The following is a 23,446-nucleotide window of genomic DNA, read 5'->3' on the forward strand; positions in this document are numbered from 1 at the left end:
GGCGGGTCAGAGCCCTTCGAACAGTGCCGTGGACAGGTAGCGCTCGGCGAAGCTCGGGATGATCGCGACGATCAGCTTGCCGGCGTACTCGTCCCGCGAGGCCAGGTCGAACGCCGCCGTCAGGGCCGCGCCGGAGGAGATCCCAACCGGGATGCCTTCCTCGCGGGCGACCTTGCGGGCCATGGCGAAGCTGTCGTCGTTGGAGACCTGGACGATCTCGTCGATCACGCCGCGGTCGAGGATCGAGGGGACGAAGCCCGCGCCGATGCCCTGGATCTTGTGCGGGCCGGGCTGGCCGCCGGAGAGCACCGCGGAGGCTTCCGGTTCGACCGCCACCATCTTCAGGGACGGCTTGCGGGGCTTCAGCACCTCGCCGATGCCGGTGATGGTGCCGCCGGTGCCGACGCCGGAGACGACGGCGTCGACCTTGCCGTCGGTGTCGTTCCAGATCTCCTCGGCGGTCGAGACTCGGTGGATCAGCGGGTTGGCCTCGTTGTCGAACTGCTGAGGCATGACCGCGCCGGGAGTGGCGTCGACGATCTCCTGGGCGCGGGCGACGGCGCCGGCCATGCCGCGCTCGGCCGGGGTCAGTTCGAGCTTGGCGCCCAGGATCAGCAGCATCTTGCGTCGCTCGATCGACATGCTCTCGGGCATGACCAGGGTGATCGGATAGCCCTTGGAGGCGGCGACGAAGGCCAGCGCGATGCCGGTGTTGCCGGATGTCGGCTCGACGATGGAGCCGCCGGGCTTGAGCTTGCCGGTGGCTTCCAGCCACTCGATCATGGCGACGCCGATGCGGTCCTTCACCGAGGCCAGCGGGTTGAAGAACTCCAGCTTGGCGACGACCTCGCCCTTGGGCTTCAGCGCCGCGGTCAGGCGCGGCAGGCGGACCAGCGGGGTGTCGCCGATCAGGTCCCGGACGGAGTCGAAGATCTTGCCCCGGCCCGAACGCTTGTAGCGGGCGGCGTCGTAATTGGAGTCGGCCATGGCTCTCTCAATGGGTTTCGGCTGGACCGCCAACCTAAGCGCCCGCGTGGGATTTGGAAGCGTACTTCTTCTGTGGAATGGCCCAGCGGGGCTATTCGGCGGCGGCCGCCGTGGGCTGGCGCAGCAAGGGTTCGAGGATCTCGGCCGCCAGCCAGCGGACGACGGGTACGGCGACGCCGTCGCCGATGACGTGCAGGGCGCCGGTGGCCGCGCGGGGCAGGGCGTAGGTCTCCGGCAGGCCCATCAGCCGGGCGCCCTCGCGCGGAGAGACGAGGCGGCTGCGCACCTCGCCGTTCTCGACGACGATCAGGGTCTGGCGCGAGGAGCCGCCGCGCGGCGTGCGCAGGCAGCCGGCGAGGCCGTCGAAGCGGACCTCGGCGCGCTGGACCCGCTTGCCGTCCTCGATCCGCATGCGCCGGAAGACCGCTCCGACCTGCCGTAGGCCCGACGCCTTGGCCGCCTCGATGCGATGGCGGTGGGCCGGGGACATCAGGGCGAGCAGGGCGCGGGTCTGGGCCTCGGTCCGCCAGGCGACCGCCTCGTCCGGTTCCAGCAGGGCGGCGAGGTCGGTGTTGCGGGCGGAAGGGGCCGCGCCGGCCCACCAGATCCAGCGATCCTCGAGCTCGGCGGGAAGCCGGTCGCGGGCCTCGCGCACCGCGCGGGTGTGGAACGGGCTCGCGCCCACCAGCCTCGCCGGCGGCGCGCGGCGGGTCGCGATGACGAAGACCCGCGGCCGCGACTGCGGCGTGAAGCGGGCCGCGTCGATCTCCAGGGCGCCGAAGCTGTAGCCCTGCCTGGCCAGCGCCGCGCAGAGGGCGGTGAAATCGGCCCCGCCGTGTGAGGTGAGCAGGCCAATGACGTTCTCGATCACCACCGTCTGCGGGGCGTCAGGGCCCAGCGCTTCCACCAGCCGCCAGAAGCCGAAGAAGGCCGACGAACGGCCGCCGGCCAGGCCGGCCCGCGCGCCGGCCAGGCTGAAGTCCTGGCAGGGCGAGGACGCCCAGGCGAGGTCCGCGGCGGGCGCCAGACGATCGGGCTCGATCGCCCAGACGTCGCCCTCGTGGAAATGCGCGTCTGCATCTGGAAAGTTGGCGCGATAGGTTGCAGCCTTGAGCGGGTCGAAGTCGTTGGCGAATACGCAGGCGAACGCCTCGCCCAGGCCGAGGCGGGCCATGCCGCCGCCGGCGAAGAATTCGTAGAAGGTGAGAGCCCGACTCATTGTCGCTGCAAGTCTAGCGGGCCAGAGCCGACGTGAAAGGACGTATGGGATGAAGCGTCTTCTGTTGACCATCTCCGCCGCCATCCTGGCGAGCGCCTGCCAGCCGCAGGGACCGGACGGCTCGCCCGCCAAGCCCCCGGCCGATGCGCCGGCCCCCCAAACCTCGCCCGCTACGGCTCCGGAACTGCCCGAAGCCTTCCGGGGCGACCTGGACGTGCTGGGGACCGAACCGTTCTGGGGCGTGCAGATTCGCGAGACCCAGATCAGCTATTCGACGCCCGAGCCCTCCGACACTGCGACCGGCCCCAACAAGGGCGGGGTGATGCAGGGGGCGAGCGCGGTCTGGGACAGCGTGCTCGGCGACAAGCCGCTGCGGATCATCCTCACCGAGGGCGAATGCTCCGACGGGATGTCCGACCTGAAGTATCCCCTGACCGCCACCGTGACGCTGGGCGACAAGACCCTGAAAGGCTGCGCCGTGAAGACCGCGGAGAAGCCGCGCGAGGGCCAATAGGGTTCCGCGGCGGCGCCCTTGACCTTCGGCCCCCCGAAGGCGGCTAATTCCCTGAACGTCGATAACAGACGAACCCGGGAGGCGGTTATGGAACGGGCATGGGACCTCGTCGTTCGTGGCGGAACGGTCGTGGACGGCGGCGGCGGCACGTCCTTCGAGGCCGATGTGGCGATCAAGGACGGGAAGATCGCCGCGGTCGGCGCGGTCAGCGGATCGGGGCGCGAGGAGATCGACGCCCGCGGCCTGCTGGTCACCCCCGGCTTCGTCGACATCCATACCCACTATGACGGCCAATCGACCTGGGACAGCCACATGCAGCCCTCGTCCTGGCACGGGGTGACCACGGTGGTGATGGGCAATTGCGGGGTCGGTTTCGCCCCCTGCCGGCCGGGCGATCATGACCGGCTGGTGCGGCTGATGGAGGGGGTGGAAGACATCCCCTTCCCGGTGCTGGCCGAGGGCCTGCCCTGGAACTGGGAAAGCTTCCCCGACTATCTGGACAGCCTGGCCGCGCGCCGCTTCGACGTGGATATCGGCGCCCAACTGCCGCACGCGGCGCTGCGGGTCTATGTGATGGGCGAGCGCGGGGCCAACCGCGAGGACGCCAGCCCCGGCGACATCGCGGCCATGGCGGCGCTCGCCAAGGGCGCGGTCGAGGCCGGCGCGCTCGGCTTTTCCACCTCGCGGACCCTCAATCACCGGACCAGCGACGGCCAGCCGACCCCGACCCTGACCGCCTCGGAAGACGAGCTGACCGGCATCGCCATGGGCCTGAAGGCCGCCGGCAAGGGCGCCTTGCAGTTCGTTTCCGACTTCGGCGACCCGGAGGCCGAGTTCGCCATGCTGCGACGAATCGTGGAGCGCTCCGGTCGGCCGCTCTCGTTCTCACTGGTGCAGAACCCGAGGCAGCCGCTGCAGTGGCGCACCCTGCTGGACCGGCTTGAAGACGCCAACGCGGCGGGCCTGCCCATGCGGGCGCAGGTCTGCGGCCGGCCGGTGGGCATCCTGTTCGGCCTGGAGCTGACGCTCAATCCGTTCACGCATTATCCGAGCTACAAGGAGATCGCCGGCCAGCCGCTGGCCGAGCGTGCGGCGCGACTGGCCGATCCGGGGTTCCGCGCCAGGCTGCTGGCCGAGGGCAAGGAGAGCTCGGCGGCCTTCGCGGCGAACATGACCCAGAACTGGAAGATCATGTTCCTAATGGGCGAGACGCCCGACTACGAGCAGACCCCCGACCGCACCGTGGCCGCCCTGGCGCAGGCGCGGGGCGTAAGCCCGGAAGAGCTGGCGATCGAGCACATTCTGACCAATGGCGGTCGCGGCATGCTCTACCTGCCGTTCCTGAACTATGCCGACGGTTCGCTCGATCCGTCCTACGCCATGCTGACCGACCGCAACACGGTGCCGGGGCTGTCCGATGGCGGGGCGCACGTGGGGATGATCTGCGACGGCTCGTTCCCGACCTCGAACCTCACCCACTGGACCCGCGACCGCACTCGTGGCGAGCGGTTGCCGCTGGAAGCCATGGTGCGGATGCAGACCCACGACACCGCAGCGACGCTGGGCCTGCGCGACCGTGGCCTGATCGCGCCGGGCTACCGAGCCGACCTCAACATCATCGACTACGGCCGGCTTTCGCTGAAGGCGCCGGCGGTGGCCTACGACCTGCCGGCCGGCGGGCGGCGGCTGGTGCAGCGGGCGGACGGCTATGTGGCGACCCTGGTGGCCGGCCAGGTCACCTATCGCGACGGCGAGCCGACCGGCGCCCTGCCGGGCCGGCTGCTGCGGGGCTCCCAGTCCGCGCCCGCCGCGATGGCCGCCGAATAGGTTGTCGCAGGGGGGCGCCGACTGAAGGCTTGGCGCAGGCGCGCGATGCAGGCCATAAGCTGGCCATGGCCGCCTTCCCTGCGCCAAGACCCGTCATCGACGACGTTCCGGACCTGGATGGGGCGCGGGAGATCCTGCGCCGCACCTTCGGGCATGCCGACTTCCGTGGCCGCCAGGCCGAGGTGATCGCCGAGGTCCTGGCCGGCCGCAGCGCCATGGCCGTGCTGCCCACCGGCGGCGGCAAGAGCGTCTGCTACCAGATTCCCGCCATGATGCGCTCAGGGCTAGGCCTGGTGGTCTCGCCGCTGATCGCCCTGATGACCGACCAGGTCGCTGGCCTGCAGCAGTCCGGCGTCGCCGCGGCCAAGCTGGACTCCACCGGCGAGGCCTGGGAGCGCGCCCAGACCTGGGAGCGGATCGAGCGGGGCGAGCTCGACCTGCTCTACGTCTCGCCCGAGGGTCTGATGCAGCCCTGGATGCTGGAGCGCCTTTCGCGCACGCCCCTGGCTCTGATCGCCATCGACGAGGCGCACTGCGTCAGCCAGTGGGGCCACGACTTCCGGCCCGAATACCGGATGCTGGGCCGACTGGCCGACATCTTCCCGGACGTGCCGCGGCTGGCCGTCACCGCCACGGCCGACAACCGGACCCGCGAGGACATCCGCGCCGAACTGCGCCTGGAGGACTCCGCCGAATTCGTCGCCAGCTTCGCCCGGCCGGAGCTGTCCCTCTCGGCCGAACGCAAGCGCGGCCCGGGGCACAAGCGGGTGCTGGAGCTGGTGGCCGCCCGTCCGGACCGCTCCGGCGTGGTCTATGCCGGCTCGCGCGACGGGGTCGATCGGCTGGCCGAGGCGCTGAGGGCGGAAGGCGTTCCGGCGCTCGCCTATCACGCCGGCCTCGACAAGGCGCTGCGTGCCGAGCGCCTGGAAAGTTTTCTCGAGGCCGATGCGGCGGTGATGGTGGCGACCATCGCCTTCGGCATGGGCGTGGACAAGCCGGACGTCCGCTTCGTGATCCACGCCGATCCGCCGGCCTCCATCGAGGCCTACTGGCAGGAAATCGGCCGGGCGGGCCGTGACGGCGAGCCGGCCGAGGGGATCACCCTCTATAGCGCGGCCGACATGGCCTGGGCCTATCGCCGGCTGGACAGCCGGGACGTGGACGACAGCGTCAAGCAGGTCCAGGCCCGCAAGGTTCGCCAGCTCTACGCCATGCTCGACGGCGCCGCCTGCCGCGCCGCCGCGGTGCGCCGCTATTTCGGCGAGGAGGGGGTGGGGCCCTGCGGCCAGTGCGACCTGTGCCTGGGCGAGGTGGAGACCGTGGACGCCACCCGGGCGGCGCAGATGGCGCTGTCGGCGGTGCATCGCATGGGCGGGCGGTTCGGACGGGGGCGGCTGGTGGACCACCTGCTCGGCAAGACCAAGGACCCTTCGAGCTTCGAGGCCGGGCTGACCACCTTCGGGATCGGCCAGGAGCTCAGCGCCGTGGCCTGGCGCGACCTGATCGACCAGCTCCTGTTCGATGGGCTGCTGCGCGAGGATCCGAACGATGGGCGGCCGCTGATCGCCCTGGGCGACGCCGACGGGGTGAAGGCGGTCTACCGTGGCGAACGGCAGGTTTCCGTCCGAAAAGCCCAGGAACCTGAGCCCAGGACCCGAGCCCGCCGCCGCAGCCAGGGCGCGGCGACGACGGTCGCCGCCCACGACCAGCCGCTGTTCGACGCCTTGCGCGCCTGGCGCCGCGACGAGGCGGCGCGCCAGCACCTGCCGCCCTACGTGATCTTCCACGACAGGACCCTCGCGGAGATCGCCACCCGCAAGCCCGGCGGCCTGGCGGCTCTGGGAGCGATCTCCGGCGTCGGCGAGGGCAAGCTCGACCGCTACGGCGAGGCGGTGCTCGGCGTGTTGCGCGGGATGGACGCCTGAGGCGCGCTAGACCGGGCGCAGGAAGACGTAGCGCTGGTGGAGATCGACCAGCGACCAGTCCAGGCCGGCGACCTCCCAGTCGGGATAGTTCTGCTTGAGGAAGTCGAGGCTGATCGAGGTGTCGCCGTAGGTCGCCTCGCCCGCCACGGTTTCGCGCGGATGGGGGACGTAGGCGAACCCCTGCTCGGCATGCGCCTTTTCGTGGATCTGCGCGGTTTCGGCATAGGCGGGATCGGCGCGCCAGTATTCCGGGGCGCGGATGGTGATGGCGAGCAGGCCGTCCTCGGCGATGTGCCGGCGCATGGCGGCCAGGGCGGCGTCCGTCGCCGACCGCGAGGTGTGAGTGAAGACCGAGAACGCGAACATGACGTCGATGCCGCCTTCCGGCGCCGGCAGGCTTTGCGGCAGATAGTCCGACTGCGCGAGGTTGCCCAGCAGGCCGACCTCCTTGCAGAGGTCGATCGCGTAGTCCCAGGGGTCCACCGCCCAGATGTTCGCCGGATCGGTGTAGTAGTACATCGCCCGGGTGATGCGCCCGTAGCCGCAGCCATAGTCGAGGATTTTCGCATCCTTGAGCGAGCGGTTGCTTAAGGACGCGTAGTTGTAGGCCAGGGTGCGGACGAAGCCGACAGTCTGGCCGAGGAGCGGCACGCCGGCCGCGCCGGTGAAGTTGCGTTGGGTCTCCTCGCTGGCCATGTGCGGCAGCAGGGCCGAGAGCGCCGGCAGATCCGTGCGCGGCAAGCCGATCATCAGCAGTCCGAAGGCGTCGAGGGGCAGGGTCTCGCGCAGGCGACCGAGGACTTCGGAGGCCGAAGCTCCTGCGGCGGCGGATCGTTCGGCGGCGGCGATCGCGTTGGCGTCGTCGGATAGCAACATGAACCGGTGACCTCGAATGAAGAAGTGCCGTTCTTTTACCGTTGTTCTTCCGTTCGGCCAGGGCGCTTAACGGCCAGGAAAGGGGCGCTTTACATAGTCCGCCCAGCAAAGGGAGACCGGTCATGGCGGTGGCGATCCTGCAGGCGCGGATGAGTTCGTCGCGCCTGCCGGGCAAGGTGATGAAGAGCCTTCTCGGCCGGCCGATGATCGCGCGCCAGCTCGAGCGGCTGAGCCGCTGCGCCAGCCTCGACCGCCTGATCGTGGCGACCAGCGAGGACGCGTCCGACGACGAACTGGCGAGTTTCCTGGAGCAGAGCGGCGCGCCGGTGTTTCGCGGCCCGCTGGCCGACGTGCTCGGCCGCTATGTCGGCGCGATCGAGGCGTTCGGTGTGACCGGGCAGGTGGTGCGGCTGACCGCCGACTGCCCGCTGGCCGACCCGGAGGTGATCGATGCGGCGGTGCGGCTGCAGGCGCAAAGCGGCGCGGACTATGTCTCCAACAGCGTCCGCCGGACCTATCCGCGCGGGCTGGACGTCGAGGTCTTCACCGCCGAGGGCCTGCTGACCGCGGGCCGCGAGGCGAGCGATCCCTATGAGCGCGAGCATGTGACCCCGTTCCTTTATCGAAATCCCGACCGGTTCAGCCGCGGGGAGCTGGTCCAGGACCGCGACGACAGCTCCTTGCGATGGACGGTCGACACGCCGGAAGACTTCGCCTTCGTCGAGCGGGTCTACGAGGTCCTCTATCCGGCGCGGCCGGCCTTCACCTCGGACGACGTACGGGCCCTGCCGTTCTCGCACCACGAACCTTAGAGGCGCCGACTTTTTGCTTGAGAGGGGCGAAACCGAGCCATTCGCCGACAAGTTGCTAGGGCGGGAGCTTCCCTAACGAGCAACGGAGCAACGTCATGCCCAATCGTGATTTGGCGCCCTGGAGCGGGTCTCGTGGCCTGAGCCGCCAGGGCTGGGATCCATTCACCTCGTTCCGGCGCGAGATGGATCGGCTGTTCGACGACTTCCTTACCCCCGCCGAGGGCCGCTCGTTCGCGCCTACGCGTGAGGGCGCGGCGGCCTGGCCGAGCATCGAGGTCGACGAGAACGACCAGGCCTATCGGGTGACTGCGGAACTGGCCGGGTTAAACCGGGACGACGTGAAGATCGAGCTGCGCGACAACGCCCTGACCCTCAGCGGCGAACGCCGGGACGAGCGCACCGAGGAGGACAAGGGCCGGTGCTATACCGAACGCACCTACGGCAAGTTCGCCCGGACCATCCCGTTCTCCCACGAGATCGACGGCGACAGGGTCGAGGCCAACTTCAAGGATGGGGTTCTGAAGATCGCGCTGCCCAAGAGCACCCGTGCGCAGGACCAGACCCGGCAGATCGAAATCAAGTCCTGACGCCCGCGGTCAGATCCCCGTCGCGAGCCGCGCCGCCTCTTCGGCCTTGTCCGGGCTGCGGCGCGGTGGGGGTTCGGCGCTCCAGGCCTGGCGCAGGCTCTTGGGAAGATTGTCCCGCACCTTCGCCACCTGGCCGGCTGTGAGATGGCGCGACAGCACGCCGAACACCGAGCGGATCGCGCGGTCCGGGTCGATGGCCGTGGCGTCGGTCAGCCATTCGCCGACCTCTTCGGTGAAATCTTCGACCCCATGGCAGCGGCTCGGCTGCCGGGCCGGCTGGTATTGGTCGTAATAGACGCCGCGGACGAGCAGCGGCAGTTGCGAGCCGAGATGCGCCGAGAGGTCCACCGGCAGACGGTCGCGCAGCTTGTGCAGGACCACGCTGAGCACCTTCCAGGCCGCGTGGCGGTCGATCTCCAGGTCGTCGGAAATCTCCTTGAGCCAGCTATTGGTGGTGTGGAGCGTGCGGTCGAAGACCTCGAGTCCGTTCGCGCTCATGGAAGCCTCCATCGCAAGGTCATGAAGGCCAAACATCCGCCGCGGCGGCTTGTTCCGTCTCAGGCGGAGGTGAGCTCCAGTCCAGCCAGCTCGCCTGCCGCGCGCCAGTCCTCGAGCAGCTTCACGAAGGCGATCGGTCCCTTGCCGTAGGAGCCGTTGCGGGCGGCCACGGACGAGGGGCGGCCCTCGTTGTTGTAGTAGCCCGGCGTGCACTCCTCGGCGAACTTGGCGCGCTCCACCGCCGAGGCGACGATGGTCTCGACCCATTCCTGCTCGGCCACTTGCGAGGCCTCGACCTTCGTCGCGCCGCGGTCGCCGCACTCGGCCACGACATAGGCGATGTGCCTGGCCTGCTCGTTCAGCATGTGCGGATAGTTCACGGTGAAGCCCGACTGGTTGTTCATCATGATAAAGCAGTTGGGGAAGCCGCGGCTGTGGATGCCGTGCAGGGTGGCGATGCCGTCCCGCCAGTGCTCGGTCAGGGTGAGGCCGTCGCGGCCGGTCACCTCGTAGCCCGCCCGCCGTGCGTAGGAGGTGCCGACCTCGAAGCCGGTCGCGAAGATCAGGCAGTCGAGCTCGTACTCCACCCCGCCAGCCAGCACGCCCTTCTCGGTGATCGCCTCGACGCCGCGCCCCTGGGTGTCGACCAGGGTGACGTTGTCGCGATTGAAGGTCGGCAGGTAGTCGTCGTGGAAGCAGGGGCGTTTGCAGAACTGGTTGTAGTAGGGCTTCAGGGCTTCGGCCGTCGCCTTGTCTCCGACCACCGCGTCCACCCGCCCGCGGATCTGCTCCATCTTCTGGAAGTCGGCGAGCTGGACCAGCGCGGCAGGGTCCTGGGCGCCGGCGACGGTGGCGCGGTTGCGGGCGATCATGCCGAGATTGCGGATGATGTCGGTCCATCCGTCGGCGACCAGGTCCTCCTCGGCGAAGCCGCCGCTGACCAGGGTATTGAAATTGTCCATCCGCGCCTGCTGCCAGCCGGGCTCGAGGCTTCCGGCCCAGGCCGGGTCGGTGGGTCGGTTGGCGCGAACGTCGATGGACGAGGGGGTGCGCTGGAAGACGTAGAGATGGCCGGCCGCCTCGCCCAGGTGCGGCACGCATTGGACCGCCGTCGCCCCGGTGCCGATGATCCCGACCCGCTTGCTGGCCAGGCCGATGAGGCCGCCGTTCGAATCCCCGCCGGTATAGTCGTAGTCCCAACGGCTGGTGTGGAAGGTGTGGCCCTTGAAGCTCTCCACGCCCGGGATGCCGGGCAGCTTTGGCCGGTGCAGCGGCCCGTTGGCCATGCAGACGAAGCGGGCGCGGATGGCGTCGCCGCGATTGGTCGAGACGATCCAGCGGTGGCTGGCCTCGTCCCAGGTCATGCCGGTGACCTCGGTCTGCAGGCAGGCGCGGTCGTAGAGGCCGTACTTTGCGGCGATGGCCCGGCTATGGGCGAGAATCTCCGGCGCGCGGGCGTACTTCTCCACCGGCATGTAGCCGGTCTCCTCCAGCAGCGGCAGATAGACGTAGGATTCGACGTCGCAGGCCGCGCCCGGATAGCGGTTCCAGTACCAGGTGCCGCCGAAGTCGCCGCCCTTCTCGATGACCCGGATGTCGGCGACGCCGGCCTCGCGCAGGCGCGCCGCGGCCAGCAGCCCGCCGAAGCCTCCGCCGATCACCACCACCTCGACCTCGTCGGAGAGGGCCGAGCGGGTGAAGCCCGGCTCGACATAGGGGTCTTCGAGATAGTGGGCGAAGTCGCCTTTCATCTCGACGTACTGCTCGTTGCCGTCGGCGCGCAGTCGCTTGTCGCGCTCGGCGCGATACCTGGCGCGCAGAGCCTCGGGGTCGAAGGCCAGCTCCGCCGTCGGCCCGGCGTTTTCCGCTGTGTCGGCCATGCGTTCCTCCCAGAACCTGACCGCATCCAAGTCGGGGTCACCTCGCGGAAGGCAACCCGCCAGCTCCGAGGGGCGGGATAGGGGATGTACGTATTGCGAGTAGTTCTTATTTGCGGCATAGAGCCGGATAGTTGAGCAAGTCCGGTCGGGGGCAATGGGTATGCGTACGGTTCGTCGGGTCTCCAAGGCGAGGCTTTGGGCGGTGGGCGTGAGTGCGATCGCCATCATGGGGGCGACCAGCGCGGCCGCCGAAGAGCCGACCGACGTCTCCGAACTGGTGATCACCGCGGCGCGGACGACGCTGCCGGCCAGCGCCCTGCCGCTGACGGTCGACATCGTGGACTCGACCGATCTCTCGCAGCAGGTGGCGATCAGCGGTTCGCTGGTGGATGCGGTGGCGAACCTCTCGCCCTCGTTCTCGCCCACGCGACAGAAGCTCTCGGGCAGTGGCGAGAGCCTGCGCGGCCGCTCGCCATTGTTTGCGATCAACGGCATTCCGCAATCGACCCCGATCCGCGACGGTTCGCGCGACGGCTATACGATCGACCCATTCTTCATCGACCATGTGGAGCTGATCTATGGCTCCAACGCCCTGCAGGGCATCGGCGCCACGGGCGGGGTGGTCAACCAGGTCACCGTCGGCGCGCCCAAGGAAGATGGGGTCAGCGGCCGGGTGCTGGCCCAGGTGAGCGCCGACACCCGCTTCCACGGCGACGGCGGCGGCTGGAAGACCGCAGGCATCGCCGGCTATCGCGCCGGGGCCTATGACGCCACCATCGGCCTGGCCTACGAGGCGCGGGGCGCGTTCTACGATGGCCAGGGCCGTCGGATCGGCATCGACAACACCCAGGGAGAGATTCAGGACTCCAAGAGCAATTCGATCTTCGGCCGCTTCGGCTGGCAGATCGACGACAGCCTGCGGATCGACCTCGTCGCCAACCGCTTCGAACTGAAGGGCGACGGCGACTATCTCCCCGTGGCCGGCGATCGCACCCGCAACCGGCCGGCCACCAGCATGCGCGGCGAGGTCGAGGGCAAGCCCGCGGCCAACCGGGCCGAGACCCTGTCGCTGGGCCTGACGGATGACGAGCTGTGGGGTGGCGACCTTACCGCCCAGGTCTTCTACAACCGCACCCGCGACACCTTCGGCGGCGACCGCAACGTCACCTTCCAGGACGCCCGCCTGGCGCCGGTGGGGACGTTGTTCGACCAGTCCTCGAATCGCTCCGAGAAGATGGGCGCACGGGTCAGCTATGAGCGGGAGATCCCCTTCGTGCCGGGGCTCAACGCCACCTTCGGGCTCGACGCCCTGCGCGACAAGACCGAGCAGTCCCTGATCCAGACCGGCCGCGTCTGGGTGCCGGAGACCGAGTTCCAGAGCCTGGCCCCCTTCGTCCAAGGCAATCTGGCGCTCTTCGACGGCAAGCTGCGCCTGGCGGGCGGGGTTCGGCAGGAGTCCGTGACCCTGAAGGTCGGCGACTACACGACGCTCGCCACCTACGGCTCGCGCCATGTCGGGGGCGGCGAGCCGTCCTTCGACGCGACGCTGCTGAACGGCGGGGTGGTGGTGAATCCCATGGAGGGCCTGCGCTTCTACGCCAGCTACGCCGAAGGCTACACGGTGCCGGACGTCGGCCGCATCCTGCGCGCAGTGAACCGGGACGGGGTGGACGTGGACGATTTCCTCGACATCAGCCCGGTGGTTTCCGACAACCAGGAGATCGGGGCCGAATGGAAGCGCGGCCCCTTCGAGGCGAGCGCCGCCTATTTCTGGTCCAAGTCCAAGCTCGGCCAGCTCCTGGTGCTGAACCCGGCGACGGCGGTCTACGACGTCCAGCGCCAGCGGGTGGAGATCGAGGGCCTGGAGCTCAACGCCACAGCCAGGACGCCGATCCCAGGCGTCAGCGTCTCGGCCGGCTACGCCAAGCTGAAGGGCCGCGCCGACAGCGACGGCGACGGTTCGGTGGACATCGACCTGGACGGCGCGAACATCTCGCCCGACCGCATCAACCTCGCCCTGATCTACGGCCAAGGCCCGCTGGCCGCGCGCCTGCAGGTGCAGTCCTATCTGGAAAAGGATTTCGACGGCGCCGATCCGCGGAACAACTTCCAGGGCTACACGCTGGTGGACGCCTCGGTCCGCTATGAGACGAGCTTCGCGGACGTGTTCTTCGGCGTGCAGAACCTGATGGACGAGCAGTATCTCAGCTACAGCTCGGACACGACAAACCCGGCCGATAACCTGCGCTATTTCGCCGGCCGTGGCCGCGTCTTCACCCTGGGACTGGAACGCAGGTTCTGATGGGCGTCGTCCGCCTGCTGCATCGCTGGGTCGGAGGCTTCGTCGGCCTTTTCCTCGCCCTGCTCGGCCTGTCGGGAGCGCTGCTGGTCCACGAGGACCTGTTCCTCCGCGCCAGCGTTCCGCACGCCGCCGACCCGCAGGCGCAGGACACCGCCAGCCTGGCTGCGTCCGTGCAGCGCATCTTTGCGCAAGAGGACGCGCCGCGCTCGATCATCCTGGCGCGGCAGACCATGGGCCTGCACCGGCTGAACTTCGGCGAAGAGGGCGGCGGCTATGCGGCCCAGAGCGGCGAGCTGGTCACCCGCTGGACGTCGAAATGGGAGCGGCCGGAGATCTGGCTGTTCGATTTTCACCACTACCTGCTGATCGGCGACGCCGGAAAGCTGGTGACCGGGACCATGGGCCTGATCGGCCTCGCCTTCGTCGTGACCGGGGTGATCCTCTGGTGGCCGTCGCGCCGGCTGTTCGACTTGCGCCCCTGGCCGGCCAACTATTCGCGCAACGCCATCGTGCGCCAGCATCGCGACCTGGGCGTGGCGATGGCTCCGGTGCTCTTCGTCTCGCTGCTGACCGGGGTGATGATGACCCTGCCGGCGGTCGAGCGCCTGATCCTGGCGCCATTCTCGCCGCCCGCGGTGATGACCGCAGCCCAGAAACAACCGGAGGCCAAGGGCGGCCCGCTGTCGCCCGAGCTGGACTGGAGCCGCATCCTTGGGGACGTGCGCGCCCGCTATCCGGATGGGGAAATCCGCTCGATCAGCCTGCCGGCCAAGCCCGGTGGGCTGATTTCCATTCGGGTGCGCCAGCCGGCCGAATGGCTGCCCAATGGCCGCACCATGTTCTGGTTCGATCCGGCCGACGGGCGGCTGGTCGATACCCGCGACGCCCTGGCCATGCCGCTGGCCCTGCGGATCGCCAATGCCGAGTTCCCCATCCACGCGGCCAAGGTGGGCGGCCTGCCCTATCGGCTGGTGATGACCGCCTCGGGCCTTTCGCTGGCGGTGCTGGGCGGGCTGGCGGTCTGGTCGTTCTGGACCAATCCCAAGACCCAGGCGCGGAAACGCAGGGGGCCGGCGACTGGAAGATCCTCCCCCGCTGGGCAGGGCGATCGCGTATAGAGCCCCCAACCACGGTGTCATCCCGGTTTGCGAAGCAAGACCCGGACGCATACGTGCCTGATCCTGACAAGATGGCGCGGCCTGGCCCATTCCTGAGACATCCGGTGTTCATGGGTCCCGGTCTTCGGCCTGTGGCCGAGACCGGGATGACACGTAAGCATTGGCCCCCGCCCCTCCCAGCAAGGAGCATCTAGGTCCGGGACGGCAAAAGAGGGCTAGCGGCGTTCTCCGAGCCGGTTAAGCTCGCGCCCCATGAACCCGCGCATCTTCGTTCTGACCATGGTGACGTTTGCGTTCGGGTCGGGAGCCTTCATCTTTGCCGGCCTGCTGGAGACTCTGGCGGCCGACCTGGGCGTCACCACGGCGATCGCCGGTCAGCTACAGACCGCCTTCGTCCTGACCTCTGCCGTTCTGGGGCCGGTCGCGGCCTGGCTGTTCGGCCGCATCGACCGGCGGCTGATGGTGATCGCGGGCCTCAGCCTCAGCATCGCCCTGCACCTGGCCTGTTCGCTGACCCCGAACTTCGAGGCGCTGCTCCTGTTGCGCGCCCTGGCCGGACTGGCCGGCGCCATCTCGGGACCGGCCGCCAGCGTCGCGGCGGCCTCGCTGGCGCCGCCGGAAAAGAGAGGCTCGGCCCTGGCCCTGGTGTCTGGCGGCATGACCCTGGCCTTCGTGGTCGGCATCCCGATCGGCAGCGTGGTCGGCAACCTCTTCGGCTGGCGGGCGACCTTCCTGTTCGCCGGCGGCCTTTCGGCCCTGGCGCTGCTGGGCGTGCTGATCTTCCTGCCCAAGGTCCCGGCGCCGCCCAAGCGCGAAGGCGGAAGCGTGCCCCTGGGGATCGTCTGGCCGCTTTATCTGACGACCTTCCTGGCCTTCGCCGCCAACATGACGCTGAACCTCTACATCGCGCCGATCGTGCGGGTGGGCGCCGGGGTCACCGGCGCCGGGGTCGGGGCGTTCCAGTCGATGATCGGGGTCGGTTCCGTCGTCGGCCTGTGGCTGGGCGCCAAGGCCGCCGACCGGAGCGCGGGCCGCAACTGGATCCTGCAGGGCTTCGTCATCCAGGCCACCGCCATGACCATCCACTTCTCCGCCACGCACCATCTGGCGCCCGCAGGCTGGCCGAGCGCGGCCCTGGTGGCGCTGGGCATCTTCGTGGCGGCGACGGCGCTGTTCTCCATCACGCCGGTGGTTCAGGCGCGGCTGATCGAGCTGACCGGCGGTGCGCCGGTGGCGTTGGCCCTCAACGGCTCGGTGATCTCGGTCGGCCAGGCCCTGGGCTCGGCCATGGGCGGAGCGGCCCTGGCGGCCTTCGGGGTCCCGGCGATCCCGGCCGCGGCGCTCAGCATGTCGATCGCCGCCCTGCTGACCCTCGCCTTCGTCTTCCCGCGCCCGAAGCCGGCGGTCGCGGTCGGCGCCTAGCCGAAGGTGAAGACGAAGGCTCGGGCGCCTGCGTCGAGGAACTCGATTTCGAATGTGCGGTCGGTGATTGGCCGGCGCTGGCGCACGAACTGGTACATGCGCGGAGAGGTCACCACGCCCAGGCCGGCCGCGTCGGCGTCGACGCCATGATCCTCGCCGGGCGGCTCGCCATCGATGCGGATCCGGTAGCGGGCCGGGCGTCCGTCCGCCGCCGGGGCCAGCACCATGTGCAGGTCGCGGGCGTGGAAGCGGTAGGCGATGCTTGCGCCGGGCGCGGCCGAAAGAGCTGACTCGGCGCCGACGGTCCATAGCCCGGTGAGGCTCCAGCCGCCGACGCGCATGGGCGGCGCGGTGCGATAGAGGCGCCGCTCGTCTTGATGGATTCCTCCCGGAAAGGCGGGGGCCTTGTCGTAGCCGAGATAGGTTTCAGGCGTCCGCAGGTTGGCGAAGTCCGGTGCAGCTTCGGGCCCGAGCCCGACCACCGGCGTCATTTGGTCTGGCGCGGGCCTGCCGTCGACGTCGGAGAGCAGGGCCTGGATCAGTCGCTCCGACCGGTCGTAACCGCCTTCGCCGATCGCCCGACCGCGAACGCGGCCGTCCGCGCCGATGAAGTAGAAGGCCGGCCAGGCGTTGTTGTCGAGCGCCTCCCAGACCCGCCAGCGGCTGTCCAGGGCGACGGGAAAGCCGACGTCGAGCTCACGCAGGGCGCGGCTAACGTTGCCGGCGTCCTTTTCGAACCCGAACTCCGGCGAGTGGACCCCGATCACCGCCAGGCCCCGGCCGCCGTAGCGTTCCTGCCAGGCCCGCAGATAGGGCAGGACCCTCAGGCTGTTGACGCACGAGTAGGTCCAGACGACGAGCAGCACGACCTTGCCACGCAGGTCGCCGGGCTCGACCGGTGGGCCGTTCAGCCAGCCGCTGGCCTTGTTCAGCGCGTTCAGCGGGGATGTCGGCGTCAGGGAGAGGCCGGCCGCGTGACGCACCGGCGGCGCCAGCAGGCTCGCGCCCAAGGCCAACGGCGCCAGGCCGATCGCATTCTTGAGCCAGTCGCGGCGAGAGGGGGAAGGGTTCATGGGCGTCACGCCGTCTTCGGCTCTGCCGCCCAGCGAGCCACGTCGAGGATGGCGCGCGCGAAGGCCTCGGGCGCTTCCTGCGGCAGGTTGTGGCCGACGCCGCCGGAGAGGGTGCGGTGCTCGTATCGTCCCTTGAACTTGCCGGCGTAGGCCGCCGGCGCCGGGTGCGGCGCGCCGTTGGCGTCGCCTTCCAGGGTGATGGCCGGAACCAGGATGTCGGGCGCCTGGGCCAGTTTGGCCTCGAGGGCGTCGAAGCGCCGTTCGCCCGGCGTCAGGCCCAGCCGCCAGCGGTAGTTGTCGATGGTGATCTCCACATGATCGGGGTTGGCGAAGGCGGCGGCCGAGCGGGCGAAGGTCGCTTCGTCGAAGGCCCACCTCGGCGACGCGGTGCGCCAGATCAGCCGGGCGAAGGCCTCGCGGTTGGCCTCATAGCCGCGGCGGCCGCGCTCGGTGGCGAAGTAGAACTGGTACCACCAGGAGAGCTCGGCCTCCGGCGGAAGCGGCGCCTGGTTGGCCTGCTGGCTGCCGATCAGATAGCCGCTGACCGAGACCATCGCCTGGCAGCGCTCGGGCCAGAGGGCGGCGACGATATTGGCGGTGCGCGCGCCCCAGTCGAAGCCGCCGATGACCGCGCGGCGGATGCTCAGCGCGTCCATCAGGGCGATGACGTCCGCGGCCAGGGCGGCCTGCTGGCCGTTGCGCGGGGTCGCCGCCGAGCGGAAGCGGGTGGCGCCATAGCCTCGCAGGTAGGGAACGATCACCCGCTTGCCGCCGGCCGCCAGGATCGGCGCGACCTCGGCGAAGGCGTGGATGTCGTAGGGCCATCCGTGCAGCAGGATCACGGGCGCGCCGTTTGCGGGGCCTTGTTCGGCATAGGCGACGATGAGATCGCCGGCCTCGACCTGCTTCATCATCCAGGTCGGCGACGAAACCGGGGCGGAGATGGCCGATGTCGCGGCCGACAGGGCGCCGGCGGCGCCAAGCATGGCGACGCCGCAGAACAGCCGGCGGCGGTCAGGGTTGACGGGTTCACGCATGGCGGGCCTCCGTGGCGCGGGTCACCACGCCCTGGGCGAAGCCGGCCGCGGCGCAGGCGAGGCCGCCGATGACGCCGGCGACGCCGAGATTGACCAGCGTCTCGCCGGTGGGCGCCAGGCCGGAATAGAAGAAGCTGGTCAGGCCCAGGAAGTAGGCCAGCGGATTGTTGATCGGCGCGAGCTTGCGCAGGCTCAGCACCAGCGCCACCACGGCCGCCACGCAGGCAGGCCCCGCTAGCACGCCGAGCGTCGGCGTCAGGGCGAGGGTGGCGACTTGCGTTCCGGCCCCGAAAGCCAGGCCCAGCAGGAACGAGCCGGTGTTGGCCGCGCCGCCGCGAAGGGAGGGGCCGGCGAGATCGAAGGCCACCCAGCCCAGGAACATGGCGGGGGCGGGGAGCATCGCGGAGTTGGTTCCGAGGGTCGCTACGGCGGCGACGGCCGCGACGCTCAGCGAAATGGCGTGGAAACGCATGGGGGCGGTGGCGGAGGGCATGAGACGTGGATCCTTGGCTGTCGTTCGATCGGTCGAGGCGGGGAAGGGCGCCGCGTCGCCGCGACGCCTTTGGGGCAAGCGGTCAGGCGATGTTCAGCGTGACGTCGATGTTGCCGCGGGTGGCCTTGGAATAGGGACAGGTCTGGTGCGCCGCCTCGACCAGACGCTGGGCGGTCTCGGCGTCGAGGCCGGGCAGGCTGACGTTCAGGCGGGCGCGGAGCAGGAAGGCCTCGCCGGCCTTGGCCAGGTCGACCTCGGCGTCGACGGCGACGTCGGCGGGGACCTTCACACCCTGGGCGCGGCCGGCCAGGCCGATGGCGCCGATGAAGCAGGCCGACCAGCCGGCGGCGAAGAGTTGCTCCGGATTGGTGCCCGGCCCAGCGCTGCCGGGCGGCGAAAGCCGGACGTCGAGCTTGCCGTCGCTGCTGCGCGCGGCGCCGTCGCGGCCACCGGTGACATGGGTTTGGCCGGTGTAGAGGACGGTGTCGATGGCTTGGGTGGTCATGTTTTTCTCCTTATTAGATCGGATACGATTAAATCGCGTCCGATGAAATAGGCCCGCCCTCATGAGACTGTCAACCCTTCCGATTTAATCGGATGCGAATTATATTTGCGGCGAAGCCCGGACCTCCCTGTCCTGAAAGGCCCACCCCGAAAGGTCCTCATGTCCAAGACCGACGCCGCCAAAGCCCCGAGGCTGGCCGACTTCCTTTGCTTCGCCGTCTATTCGGCGAACCTCGCCTATGGCCGGGCCTACAAGCCCATCCTCGAAGAGCTGGGCCTGACCTACACCCAGTGGATCATCATCGTGGCGCTGTGGGAGGAGGACGGCCTCAGCATCAAGGCGCTGGGCGAGAAGCTGTTCCTGGAGTCGAACACGCTCACGCCGATCCTGAAGAAGCTTGAGAAAGATGGCTATCTGGAGCGACGTCGCGACCCGAAGGACGAACGCCAGCTCGTCATCACCCTGACCGAAGCTGGGCGCGCATTGCGGGAAAAGGGCGGCCAGCGAACCCTGGTGGCCGCGACGGGCCTCGACCCGGAAGAGTTCGCCCAGGTGCAGAAGACCATCTCGAAGGTGCGAGACAACCTGATCCGCCACGTCGAGGGGGCGTGACGGAAAACCAGCCGAACGGCTGAGGTCTTCCCGTCACCTTCTCCCTCCCTGCCATGGGGTGGGACGGACCGCAAAGCTGCAAGGCGGGCCTGCTGAGTCAGCAATACCCCTCCCGTCTCGTCGAGCCTGGGACTCGGCCTCCCCCAGCGGGGGAGAGTATCCAAAGTCCCTAGACGTCCACCTCGGCGTCCAGGGCGTTGTCCTGGATGAACTCACGGCGGGGCTCGACGAGGTCGCCCATCAGGCGGGTGAACATGTCGTCGGCGTCGTCGGCGTGGGTCACCTTCACCTGCAGCAGGGTGCGGGCGTCGGCGTCCAGGGTGGTTTCCCAGAGCTGGTCGGGGTTCATCTCGCCGAGGCCCTTGTAGCGCTGGATGGAAAGGCCCCGACGTCCGGCTTCCATGACCGCGTTGAAGAGGTCGAGCGGGCCGCGGATGGTCGCGGTCTTGTCCTTGCGCGTGAAGGTCGCCACGCCCTCGAAGGTCTCGGCCATGGCTGCGGCGCGTTCCGACAGGCGGCGCGCGTCGGCGGCGCCTACCAGCAGGTCGTCGAGCACGATGCGCTCGGAGACGCCCCGGCGCACCCGCGAGAACACATAGCCGCCGGTGGCGGCCTTCTCGCCTGACCAGGGACCGTCGCCCTCCTCAGCATAGAGATCCAGGCGGGCCGCCGCCTTGACCAGGTCGCCGCCGTCCGGACCCAGCAGCCCGGCCATGGCCGCCTGTTCGATGGCGAAGGCCGGGGCGCGGGTGGCCAGGCGTTCGATATTGGCCTTGGAGCCGCGGGCGCTCTGCACCAGGGCCTGCAGGTCGGCGCCGATCAGCCGCTCGCCGCTGGCGAGGTCCAGGGTCGCCCCTTCGACGCCCTCATCGATCAGGTAGGCCTCGAGCTCGGCGTCGTCCTTCAGATAGCGGGACTGGCGGTTCTTGGTCGCCTTATAGAGCGGCGGCTGGGCGATATAGAGGTAGCCGCGCTCGATCACCTCCGGCATCTGCCGGTAGAAGAAGGTCAGCAGCAGGGTCCGGATGTGGGCGCCGTCGACGTCGGCGTCCGTCATGATGACGATCTTGTGGTAGCGCAGCTTGTCGATGTTGAAGTCGTCGCGGCCGATCCCCGCGCCCAGGGCGGTGATCAGGGTGCCGACCTGGTCCGAAGACAGCATCTTGTCGAAGCGAGCGCGCTCGACGTTCAGGATCTTGCCGCGCAGGGGCAGGATCGCCTGGTTGTCGCGGTTGCGGGCCTGCTTGGCCGAGCCGCCGGCGGAGTCGCCCTCGACCAGGAAGATCTCGGACTTGGCCGGGTCCTTCTCCGAGCAGTCGGCGAGTTTGCCGGGCAGGGAGGTGATGTCGAGAGCCGACTTGCGGCGGGTCAGCTCGCGGGCCTTGCGCGCGGCCTCGCGGGCGGCGGCGGCCTCGGCGATCTTCTGGACGATGAGCTTGCCTTCGTTAGGATGCTCCTCGAACCAGCTGCCGACCCCTTCGGAGACCAGGCTTTCGACGGCCGGGCGCACTTCCGAGGAGACCAGCTTGTCCTTGGTCTGGGACGAAAACTTCGGGTCCGGCACCTTGACCGACAGCACGCAGGTCAGGCCCTCGCGGGCGTCTTCGCCCGACAGCGAGACCTTGTCGCGCTTGGTCGCGCCGGAGCTCTCGGCATAGCCGGTGATGATGCGGGTCAGGGCCGAGCGGAAGGCCGCCAGGTGGGTGCCGCCGTCCTTCTGCGGGATGTTGTTCGTGAAGCAGAGGACGTTCTCGTGGTAGCCGTCGTTCCACCACAGGGCCAGGTCCAGCTCGACATTGTCCTTGCGGCCGCGGACGACGATCGGCCCCTTGATCAACGGGGTCTTGGCCTTGTCCAGGTGGCGCACGAAGGCCTCGATGCCGCCCTCGTAGGACATCACCTCTTCGAAGGGCTCGGCCTCGCGATGGTCCTTCAGCCAGATGGTCACGCCGGAGTTCAGGAAAGCCAGCTCGCGCAGGCGATGCTCCAGGGTCTTCCGGTCGAACTCGATGAACGCGAAGGTCTCGGTCGAGGGCATGAAGGTGACCTCGGTGCCCGACAGGAACTCGCCGTTCTCACGCTTGGGCGCCGTGCCGACCACGGCCAGGGGCGCCACAGCGTCGCCGCGGCGGAACTCCATCTCGTGCTTCAGCCCGCCGCGATAGATGGTCAGGCGCAGCCAGTCCGACAACGCGTTGACCACCGAGACGCCAACGCCGTGCAGGCCGCCCGAGACCTTGTAGGAGTTCTGGTCGAACTTACCCCCGGCGTGCAGTTGGGTCATGATGACCTCGGCGGCCGAGACGCCTTCGCCCTCGTGGATGGCGGTGGGGATGCCGCGGCCATCGTCGGTGACGGTGCAGGAGCCGTCGGCGTTAAGGATCACCTCGACCCGGCTGGCGAAGCCGGCAAGCGTCTCGTCGATGGCGTTGTCCACCACCTCGTAGACCATGTGGTGCAGGCCCGAGCCGTCATCGGTGTCGCCGATGTACATGCCCGGGCGCTTGCGCACGGCGTCCAGGCCCTTCAGGACCTTGATGGACTCTGCGCCGTACTCGGCCTGCCCGTTGGATTCGCCTTGGGTTTCGTCGGTCATTCGGTGTCCAGAATCGCCAGGCTGGAGCCGTCCACATGGACGCCCTGGGCCCGGCCCTTCAAATCCTCGAAGAGATGCTCGTCCGTGCCGGTCAGGAAGGCCTGTAGCTTGAGCGCCTCGATTTCGTCGAAGAGCGCGGCCCGCCGGCGGCGGTCCAGATGCGCTGCGACTTCGTCCAGCAACAATATAGGGTTTGGAGCCGATTCTGCACGCGAAAGACGCGCTCCCTGGGCCAAAACCAGGTTCAGAATCAGCGCTTTCTGCTCACCTGTGGAGCACTCGGCCGCCGGGCGGTCCTTTTCGGCGTGAATGACGGACAGATCGCCGCGGTGCGGACCGGTCAGGGCGCGTCCGGCGGCGGCGTCGCGGTCGCGCGAGGCGGCCAGGGCGCGGGCCAGGCGCGCCTCGATCTCTACAAGGTCGACGCCCTCGGCGGCCATCTTCTCCCAGTCGCCGGTGAGGGTGAGCTGGGCCTGCGGAAATGGCCGGTCGCCACGGCCGTCGATTTCGGTCTGGAGGGCAGCGAGGGTCCTGGCGCGGGCCGCGGCCATCAGGGCGCCGGCGTCGGCCATGCGCGCTTCCAGGGCCGTCAGCCAGGCCGGGTCGGCCGGGCCGTCGGCGAGCAGGCGCGAACGCTCTCGTTGGGACTTCTCATAGGCCGCCGCATGGGCGGCGTGGGCCGGCTCGGCGGCGAAGACCAGGCGGTCGAAGAAGCGGCGGCGATCACCGGCGCCCTCCAGGAAGATGCGGTCCTGGGCCGGGGTCAGCCAGACCTGCCGCTGGTGGTCGGCCAGGCGGCCGGCGGGCACGGTCTCGCCCTCGATTCGGATGGTGCGGCGAGCGGCGCCGGGGCTTTCGATCCCGGTGCCGATGCGCACCGGCTCGCCGTCCTGCTCGATCACCGCGGCGACGGCCCAGGCGCGGCCGTGAGCCTCGCCCGGCTTGCGACGGCCAAGCTCCGCCCCGGCGGCGTTGCGCAGGCCCCGGCCCGGGGTGAACAGGCTGATCGCCTCAAGGAAGTTGGTCTTGCCCGCGCCGTTGGGACCCACGAGGAACACCGGCCGGCCATCGAGGGCCAGCTCCGCGCGCTCGTAGGATCGGAAGTCGGTCAGGATCAGGTGGGTGAAGGCCGTCGTCACCGACGCGTCATAGCCGGTTTCGCG

At 69.4% G+C, this 23,446-nt stretch carries 20 protein-coding genes; 9 read left to right on the forward strand and 11 right to left on the reverse strand.

The genetic code is table 11. The features are described 5' to 3' along the window. Positions 1–6: 6 nt before the first annotated feature. The gene (gene cysK, locus ABID41_RS09135) at positions 7–987 is read right to left on the reverse strand and encodes a cysteine synthase A (RefSeq protein ID WP_331930158.1); all 981 of its coding nucleotides are present in this window, start codon (positions 985–987) and stop codon (positions 7–9) included. A gap of 91 nt (positions 988–1,078) precedes the next feature. Continuing rightward, on the reverse strand, positions 1,079–2,206 hold the full coding sequence (locus tag ABID41_RS09140; protein WP_354297447.1) for a DNA cytosine methyltransferase: 1,128 nt from the start codon (positions 2,204–2,206) through the stop codon (positions 1,079–1,081). Between the two features lie 49 nt (positions 2,207–2,255). Here ABID41_RS09140 and ABID41_RS09145 point away from each other — a divergent pair, with 49 nt between their 5' ends. From ABID41_RS09145 to recQ, 3 genes are all read left to right on the forward strand, one after another. Next, positions 2,256–2,720, forward strand: coding sequence for a COG3650 family protein (locus ABID41_RS09145; RefSeq protein WP_331932840.1), 465 nt, complete (start codon positions 2,256–2,258; stop codon positions 2,718–2,720). A gap of 87 nt (positions 2,721–2,807) precedes the next feature. Next, positions 2,808–4,547 carry an N-acyl-D-amino-acid deacylase family protein gene (locus ABID41_RS09150; protein WP_354297448.1) on the forward strand — a complete coding sequence of 580 codons (1,740 nt, stop codon included), beginning with the start codon at positions 2,808–2,810 and terminating at the stop codon, positions 4,545–4,547. Between the two features lie 65 nt (positions 4,548–4,612). Continuing rightward, the gene (gene recQ, locus ABID41_RS09155; RefSeq protein WP_354297449.1) at positions 4,613–6,472 is read left to right on the forward strand and encodes a DNA helicase RecQ; all 1,860 of its coding nucleotides are present in this window, start codon (positions 4,613–4,615) and stop codon (positions 6,470–6,472) included. A 6-nt stretch (positions 6,473–6,478) separates the two neighbouring features. Here the strand turns inward: recQ and ABID41_RS09160 are convergent, their stop codons facing one another. After that, the gene (locus ABID41_RS09160; protein ID WP_331927923.1) at positions 6,479–7,348 is read right to left on the reverse strand and encodes a class I SAM-dependent methyltransferase; all 870 of its coding nucleotides are present in this window, start codon (positions 7,346–7,348) and stop codon (positions 6,479–6,481) included. Between the two features lie 122 nt (positions 7,349–7,470). Between ABID41_RS09160 and ABID41_RS09165 the strand changes: the two genes are divergently transcribed. Together ABID41_RS09165 and ABID41_RS09170 are read left to right on the forward strand one after the other, a co-directional pair. Then, complete coding sequence (locus tag ABID41_RS09165) at positions 7,471–8,160, forward strand: glycosyltransferase family protein (RefSeq protein WP_331927921.1); 690 nt, start codon at positions 7,471–7,473, stop codon at positions 8,158–8,160. Between the two features lie 95 nt (positions 8,161–8,255). Then, a complete protein-coding gene (locus tag ABID41_RS09170; protein ID WP_331927919.1) occupies positions 8,256–8,747 on the forward strand; it encodes an Hsp20/alpha crystallin family protein in 492 nt (163 codons plus the stop codon). Between the two features lie 9 nt (positions 8,748–8,756). Here ABID41_RS09170 and ABID41_RS09175 read toward each other — a convergent pair whose 3' ends face one another. Together ABID41_RS09175 and ABID41_RS09180 are read right to left on the reverse strand one after the other, a co-directional pair. Then, positions 8,757–9,245, reverse strand: coding sequence for a DUF2267 domain-containing protein (locus ABID41_RS09175; protein ID WP_331927917.1), 489 nt, complete (start codon positions 9,243–9,245; stop codon positions 8,757–8,759). Between the two features lie 59 nt (positions 9,246–9,304). Next, a complete protein-coding gene (locus ABID41_RS09180) occupies positions 9,305–11,125 on the reverse strand; it encodes a flavin-containing monooxygenase (RefSeq protein WP_331927915.1) in 1,821 nt (606 codons plus the stop codon). A gap of 160 nt (positions 11,126–11,285) precedes the next feature. Between ABID41_RS09180 and ABID41_RS09185 the strand changes: the two genes are divergently transcribed. From ABID41_RS09185 to ABID41_RS09195, 3 genes are all read left to right on the forward strand, one after another. After that, positions 11,286–13,427 carry a TonB-dependent receptor gene (locus ABID41_RS09185; RefSeq protein ID WP_331927913.1) on the forward strand — a complete coding sequence of 714 codons (2,142 nt, stop codon included), beginning with the start codon at positions 11,286–11,288 and terminating at the stop codon, positions 13,425–13,427. Further along, entirely contained in the window at positions 13,427–14,545 is a 1,119-nt protein-coding gene (locus ABID41_RS09190) for a PepSY-associated TM helix domain-containing protein (protein WP_331927911.1), read from the forward strand. The genes ABID41_RS09185 and ABID41_RS09190 overlap by 1 nt, the downstream gene beginning before the upstream one ends. A 252-nt stretch (positions 14,546–14,797) precedes the next feature. Beyond that, positions 14,798–15,967 carry an MFS transporter gene (locus ABID41_RS09195; RefSeq protein ID WP_331927909.1) on the forward strand — a complete coding sequence of 390 codons (1,170 nt, stop codon included), beginning with the start codon at positions 14,798–14,800 and terminating at the stop codon, positions 15,965–15,967. Here ABID41_RS09195 and ABID41_RS09200 read toward each other — a convergent pair. From ABID41_RS09200 to ABID41_RS09215, 4 genes are all read right to left on the reverse strand, one after another. Continuing rightward, entirely contained in the window at positions 15,964–17,040 is a 1,077-nt protein-coding gene (locus tag ABID41_RS09200; RefSeq protein WP_331927907.1) for a redoxin family protein, read from the reverse strand. The two genes, ABID41_RS09195 and ABID41_RS09200, sit on opposite strands and share 4 nt — an antisense overlap. Before the next feature lie 5 nt (positions 17,041–17,045). After that, positions 17,046–18,077, reverse strand: a complete 1,032-nt coding sequence (locus tag ABID41_RS09205) for an alpha/beta fold hydrolase (protein ID WP_331927905.1) — start codon at positions 18,075–18,077, stop codon at positions 17,046–17,048. Continuing rightward, positions 18,070–18,570: a DUF1097 domain-containing protein gene (locus ABID41_RS09210; protein ID WP_331927903.1), complete on the reverse strand. Its 501-nt coding sequence runs from the start codon at positions 18,568–18,570 to the stop codon at positions 18,070–18,072. Before ABID41_RS09210 ends, ABID41_RS09205 begins: the two co-directional genes overlap by 8 nt. 82 nt (positions 18,571–18,652) lie before the next feature. After that, on the reverse strand, positions 18,653–19,075 hold the full coding sequence (locus tag ABID41_RS09215; RefSeq protein WP_331927901.1) for an organic hydroperoxide resistance protein: 423 nt from the start codon (positions 19,073–19,075) through the stop codon (positions 18,653–18,655). Between the two features lie 159 nt (positions 19,076–19,234). Between ABID41_RS09215 and ABID41_RS09220 the strand changes: the two genes are divergently transcribed. Beyond that, the gene (locus ABID41_RS09220; RefSeq protein ID WP_331927899.1) at positions 19,235–19,687 is read left to right on the forward strand and encodes a MarR family winged helix-turn-helix transcriptional regulator; all 453 of its coding nucleotides are present in this window, start codon (positions 19,235–19,237) and stop codon (positions 19,685–19,687) included. Between the two features lie 169 nt (positions 19,688–19,856). Here ABID41_RS09220 and gyrB read toward each other — a convergent pair whose 3' ends face one another. Both gyrB and recF read right to left on the reverse strand, forming a co-directional pair. Next, complete coding sequence (gene gyrB / locus ABID41_RS09225) at positions 19,857–22,283, reverse strand: DNA topoisomerase (ATP-hydrolyzing) subunit B (RefSeq protein WP_331927897.1); 2,427 nt, start codon at positions 22,281–22,283, stop codon at positions 19,857–19,859. After that, the gene (gene recF / locus ABID41_RS09230) at positions 22,280–23,422 is read right to left on the reverse strand and encodes a DNA replication/repair protein RecF (RefSeq protein ID WP_354297450.1); all 1,143 of its coding nucleotides are present in this window, start codon (positions 23,420–23,422) and stop codon (positions 22,280–22,282) included. The genes gyrB and recF overlap by 4 nt, the downstream gene beginning before the upstream one ends. Between the last annotated feature and the right edge of the window lie 24 nt (positions 23,423–23,446).

This window comes from Phenylobacterium koreense (assembly GCF_040545335.1).
GTDB lineage: Bacteria > Pseudomonadota > Alphaproteobacteria > Caulobacterales > Caulobacteraceae > Phenylobacterium > Phenylobacterium koreense.

Excerpts from the sequence above, each read along its gene's own strand:
- ABID41_RS09215 (WP_331927901.1), bottom strand. The coding sequence starts at position 19,075 with ATGACCACCCAAGCCATCGACACCGTCCTCTACACCGGCCAAACCCAT.
- ABID41_RS09150 (WP_354297448.1), top strand. The coding sequence starts at position 2,808 with ATGGAACGGGCATGGGACCTCGTCGTTCGTGGCGGAACGGTCGTGGAC.
- ABID41_RS09165 (WP_331927921.1), top strand. The coding sequence starts at position 7,471 with ATGGCGGTGGCGATCCTGCAGGCGCGGATGAGTTCGTCGCGCCTGCCG.
- ABID41_RS09220 (WP_331927899.1), top strand. The coding sequence starts at position 19,235 with ATGTCCAAGACCGACGCCGCCAAAGCCCCGAGGCTGGCCGACTTCCTT.
- ABID41_RS09170 (WP_331927919.1), top strand. The coding sequence starts at position 8,256 with ATGCCCAATCGTGATTTGGCGCCCTGGAGCGGGTCTCGTGGCCTGAGC.
- ABID41_RS09195 (WP_331927909.1), top strand. The coding sequence starts at position 14,798 with ATGAACCCGCGCATCTTCGTTCTGACCATGGTGACGTTTGCGTTCGGG.
- ABID41_RS09190 (WP_331927911.1), top strand. The coding sequence starts at position 13,427 with ATGGGCGTCGTCCGCCTGCTGCATCGCTGGGTCGGAGGCTTCGTCGGC.
- ABID41_RS09205 (WP_331927905.1), bottom strand. The coding sequence starts at position 18,077 with ATGCGTGAACCCGTCAACCCTGACCGCCGCCGGCTGTTCTGCGGCGTC.
- ABID41_RS09140 (WP_354297447.1), bottom strand. The coding sequence starts at position 2,206 with ATGAGTCGGGCTCTCACCTTCTACGAATTCTTCGCCGGCGGCGGCATG.
- ABID41_RS09175 (WP_331927917.1), bottom strand. The coding sequence starts at position 9,245 with ATGAGCGCGAACGGACTCGAGGTCTTCGACCGCACGCTCCACACCACC.
- ABID41_RS09180 (WP_331927915.1), bottom strand. The coding sequence starts at position 11,125 with ATGGCCGACACAGCGGAAAACGCCGGGCCGACGGCGGAGCTGGCCTTC.
- ABID41_RS09185 (WP_331927913.1), top strand. The coding sequence starts at position 11,286 with ATGCGTACGGTTCGTCGGGTCTCCAAGGCGAGGCTTTGGGCGGTGGGC.
- ABID41_RS09210 (WP_331927903.1), bottom strand. The coding sequence starts at position 18,570 with ATGCCCTCCGCCACCGCCCCCATGCGTTTCCACGCCATTTCGCTGAGC.
- recQ (WP_354297449.1), top strand. The coding sequence starts at position 4,613 with ATGGCCGCCTTCCCTGCGCCAAGACCCGTCATCGACGACGTTCCGGAC.
- ABID41_RS09145 (WP_331932840.1), top strand. The coding sequence starts at position 2,256 with ATGAAGCGTCTTCTGTTGACCATCTCCGCCGCCATCCTGGCGAGCGCC.
- gyrB (WP_331927897.1), bottom strand. The coding sequence starts at position 22,283 with ATGACCGACGAAACCCAAGGCGAATCCAACGGGCAGGCCGAGTACGGC.
- ABID41_RS09160 (WP_331927923.1), bottom strand. The coding sequence starts at position 7,348 with ATGTTGCTATCCGACGACGCCAACGCGATCGCCGCCGCCGAACGATCC.
- ABID41_RS09200 (WP_331927907.1), bottom strand. The coding sequence starts at position 17,040 with ATGAACCCTTCCCCCTCTCGCCGCGACTGGCTCAAGAATGCGATCGGC.
- cysK (WP_331930158.1), bottom strand. The coding sequence starts at position 987 with ATGGCCGACTCCAATTACGACGCCGCCCGCTACAAGCGTTCGGGCCGG.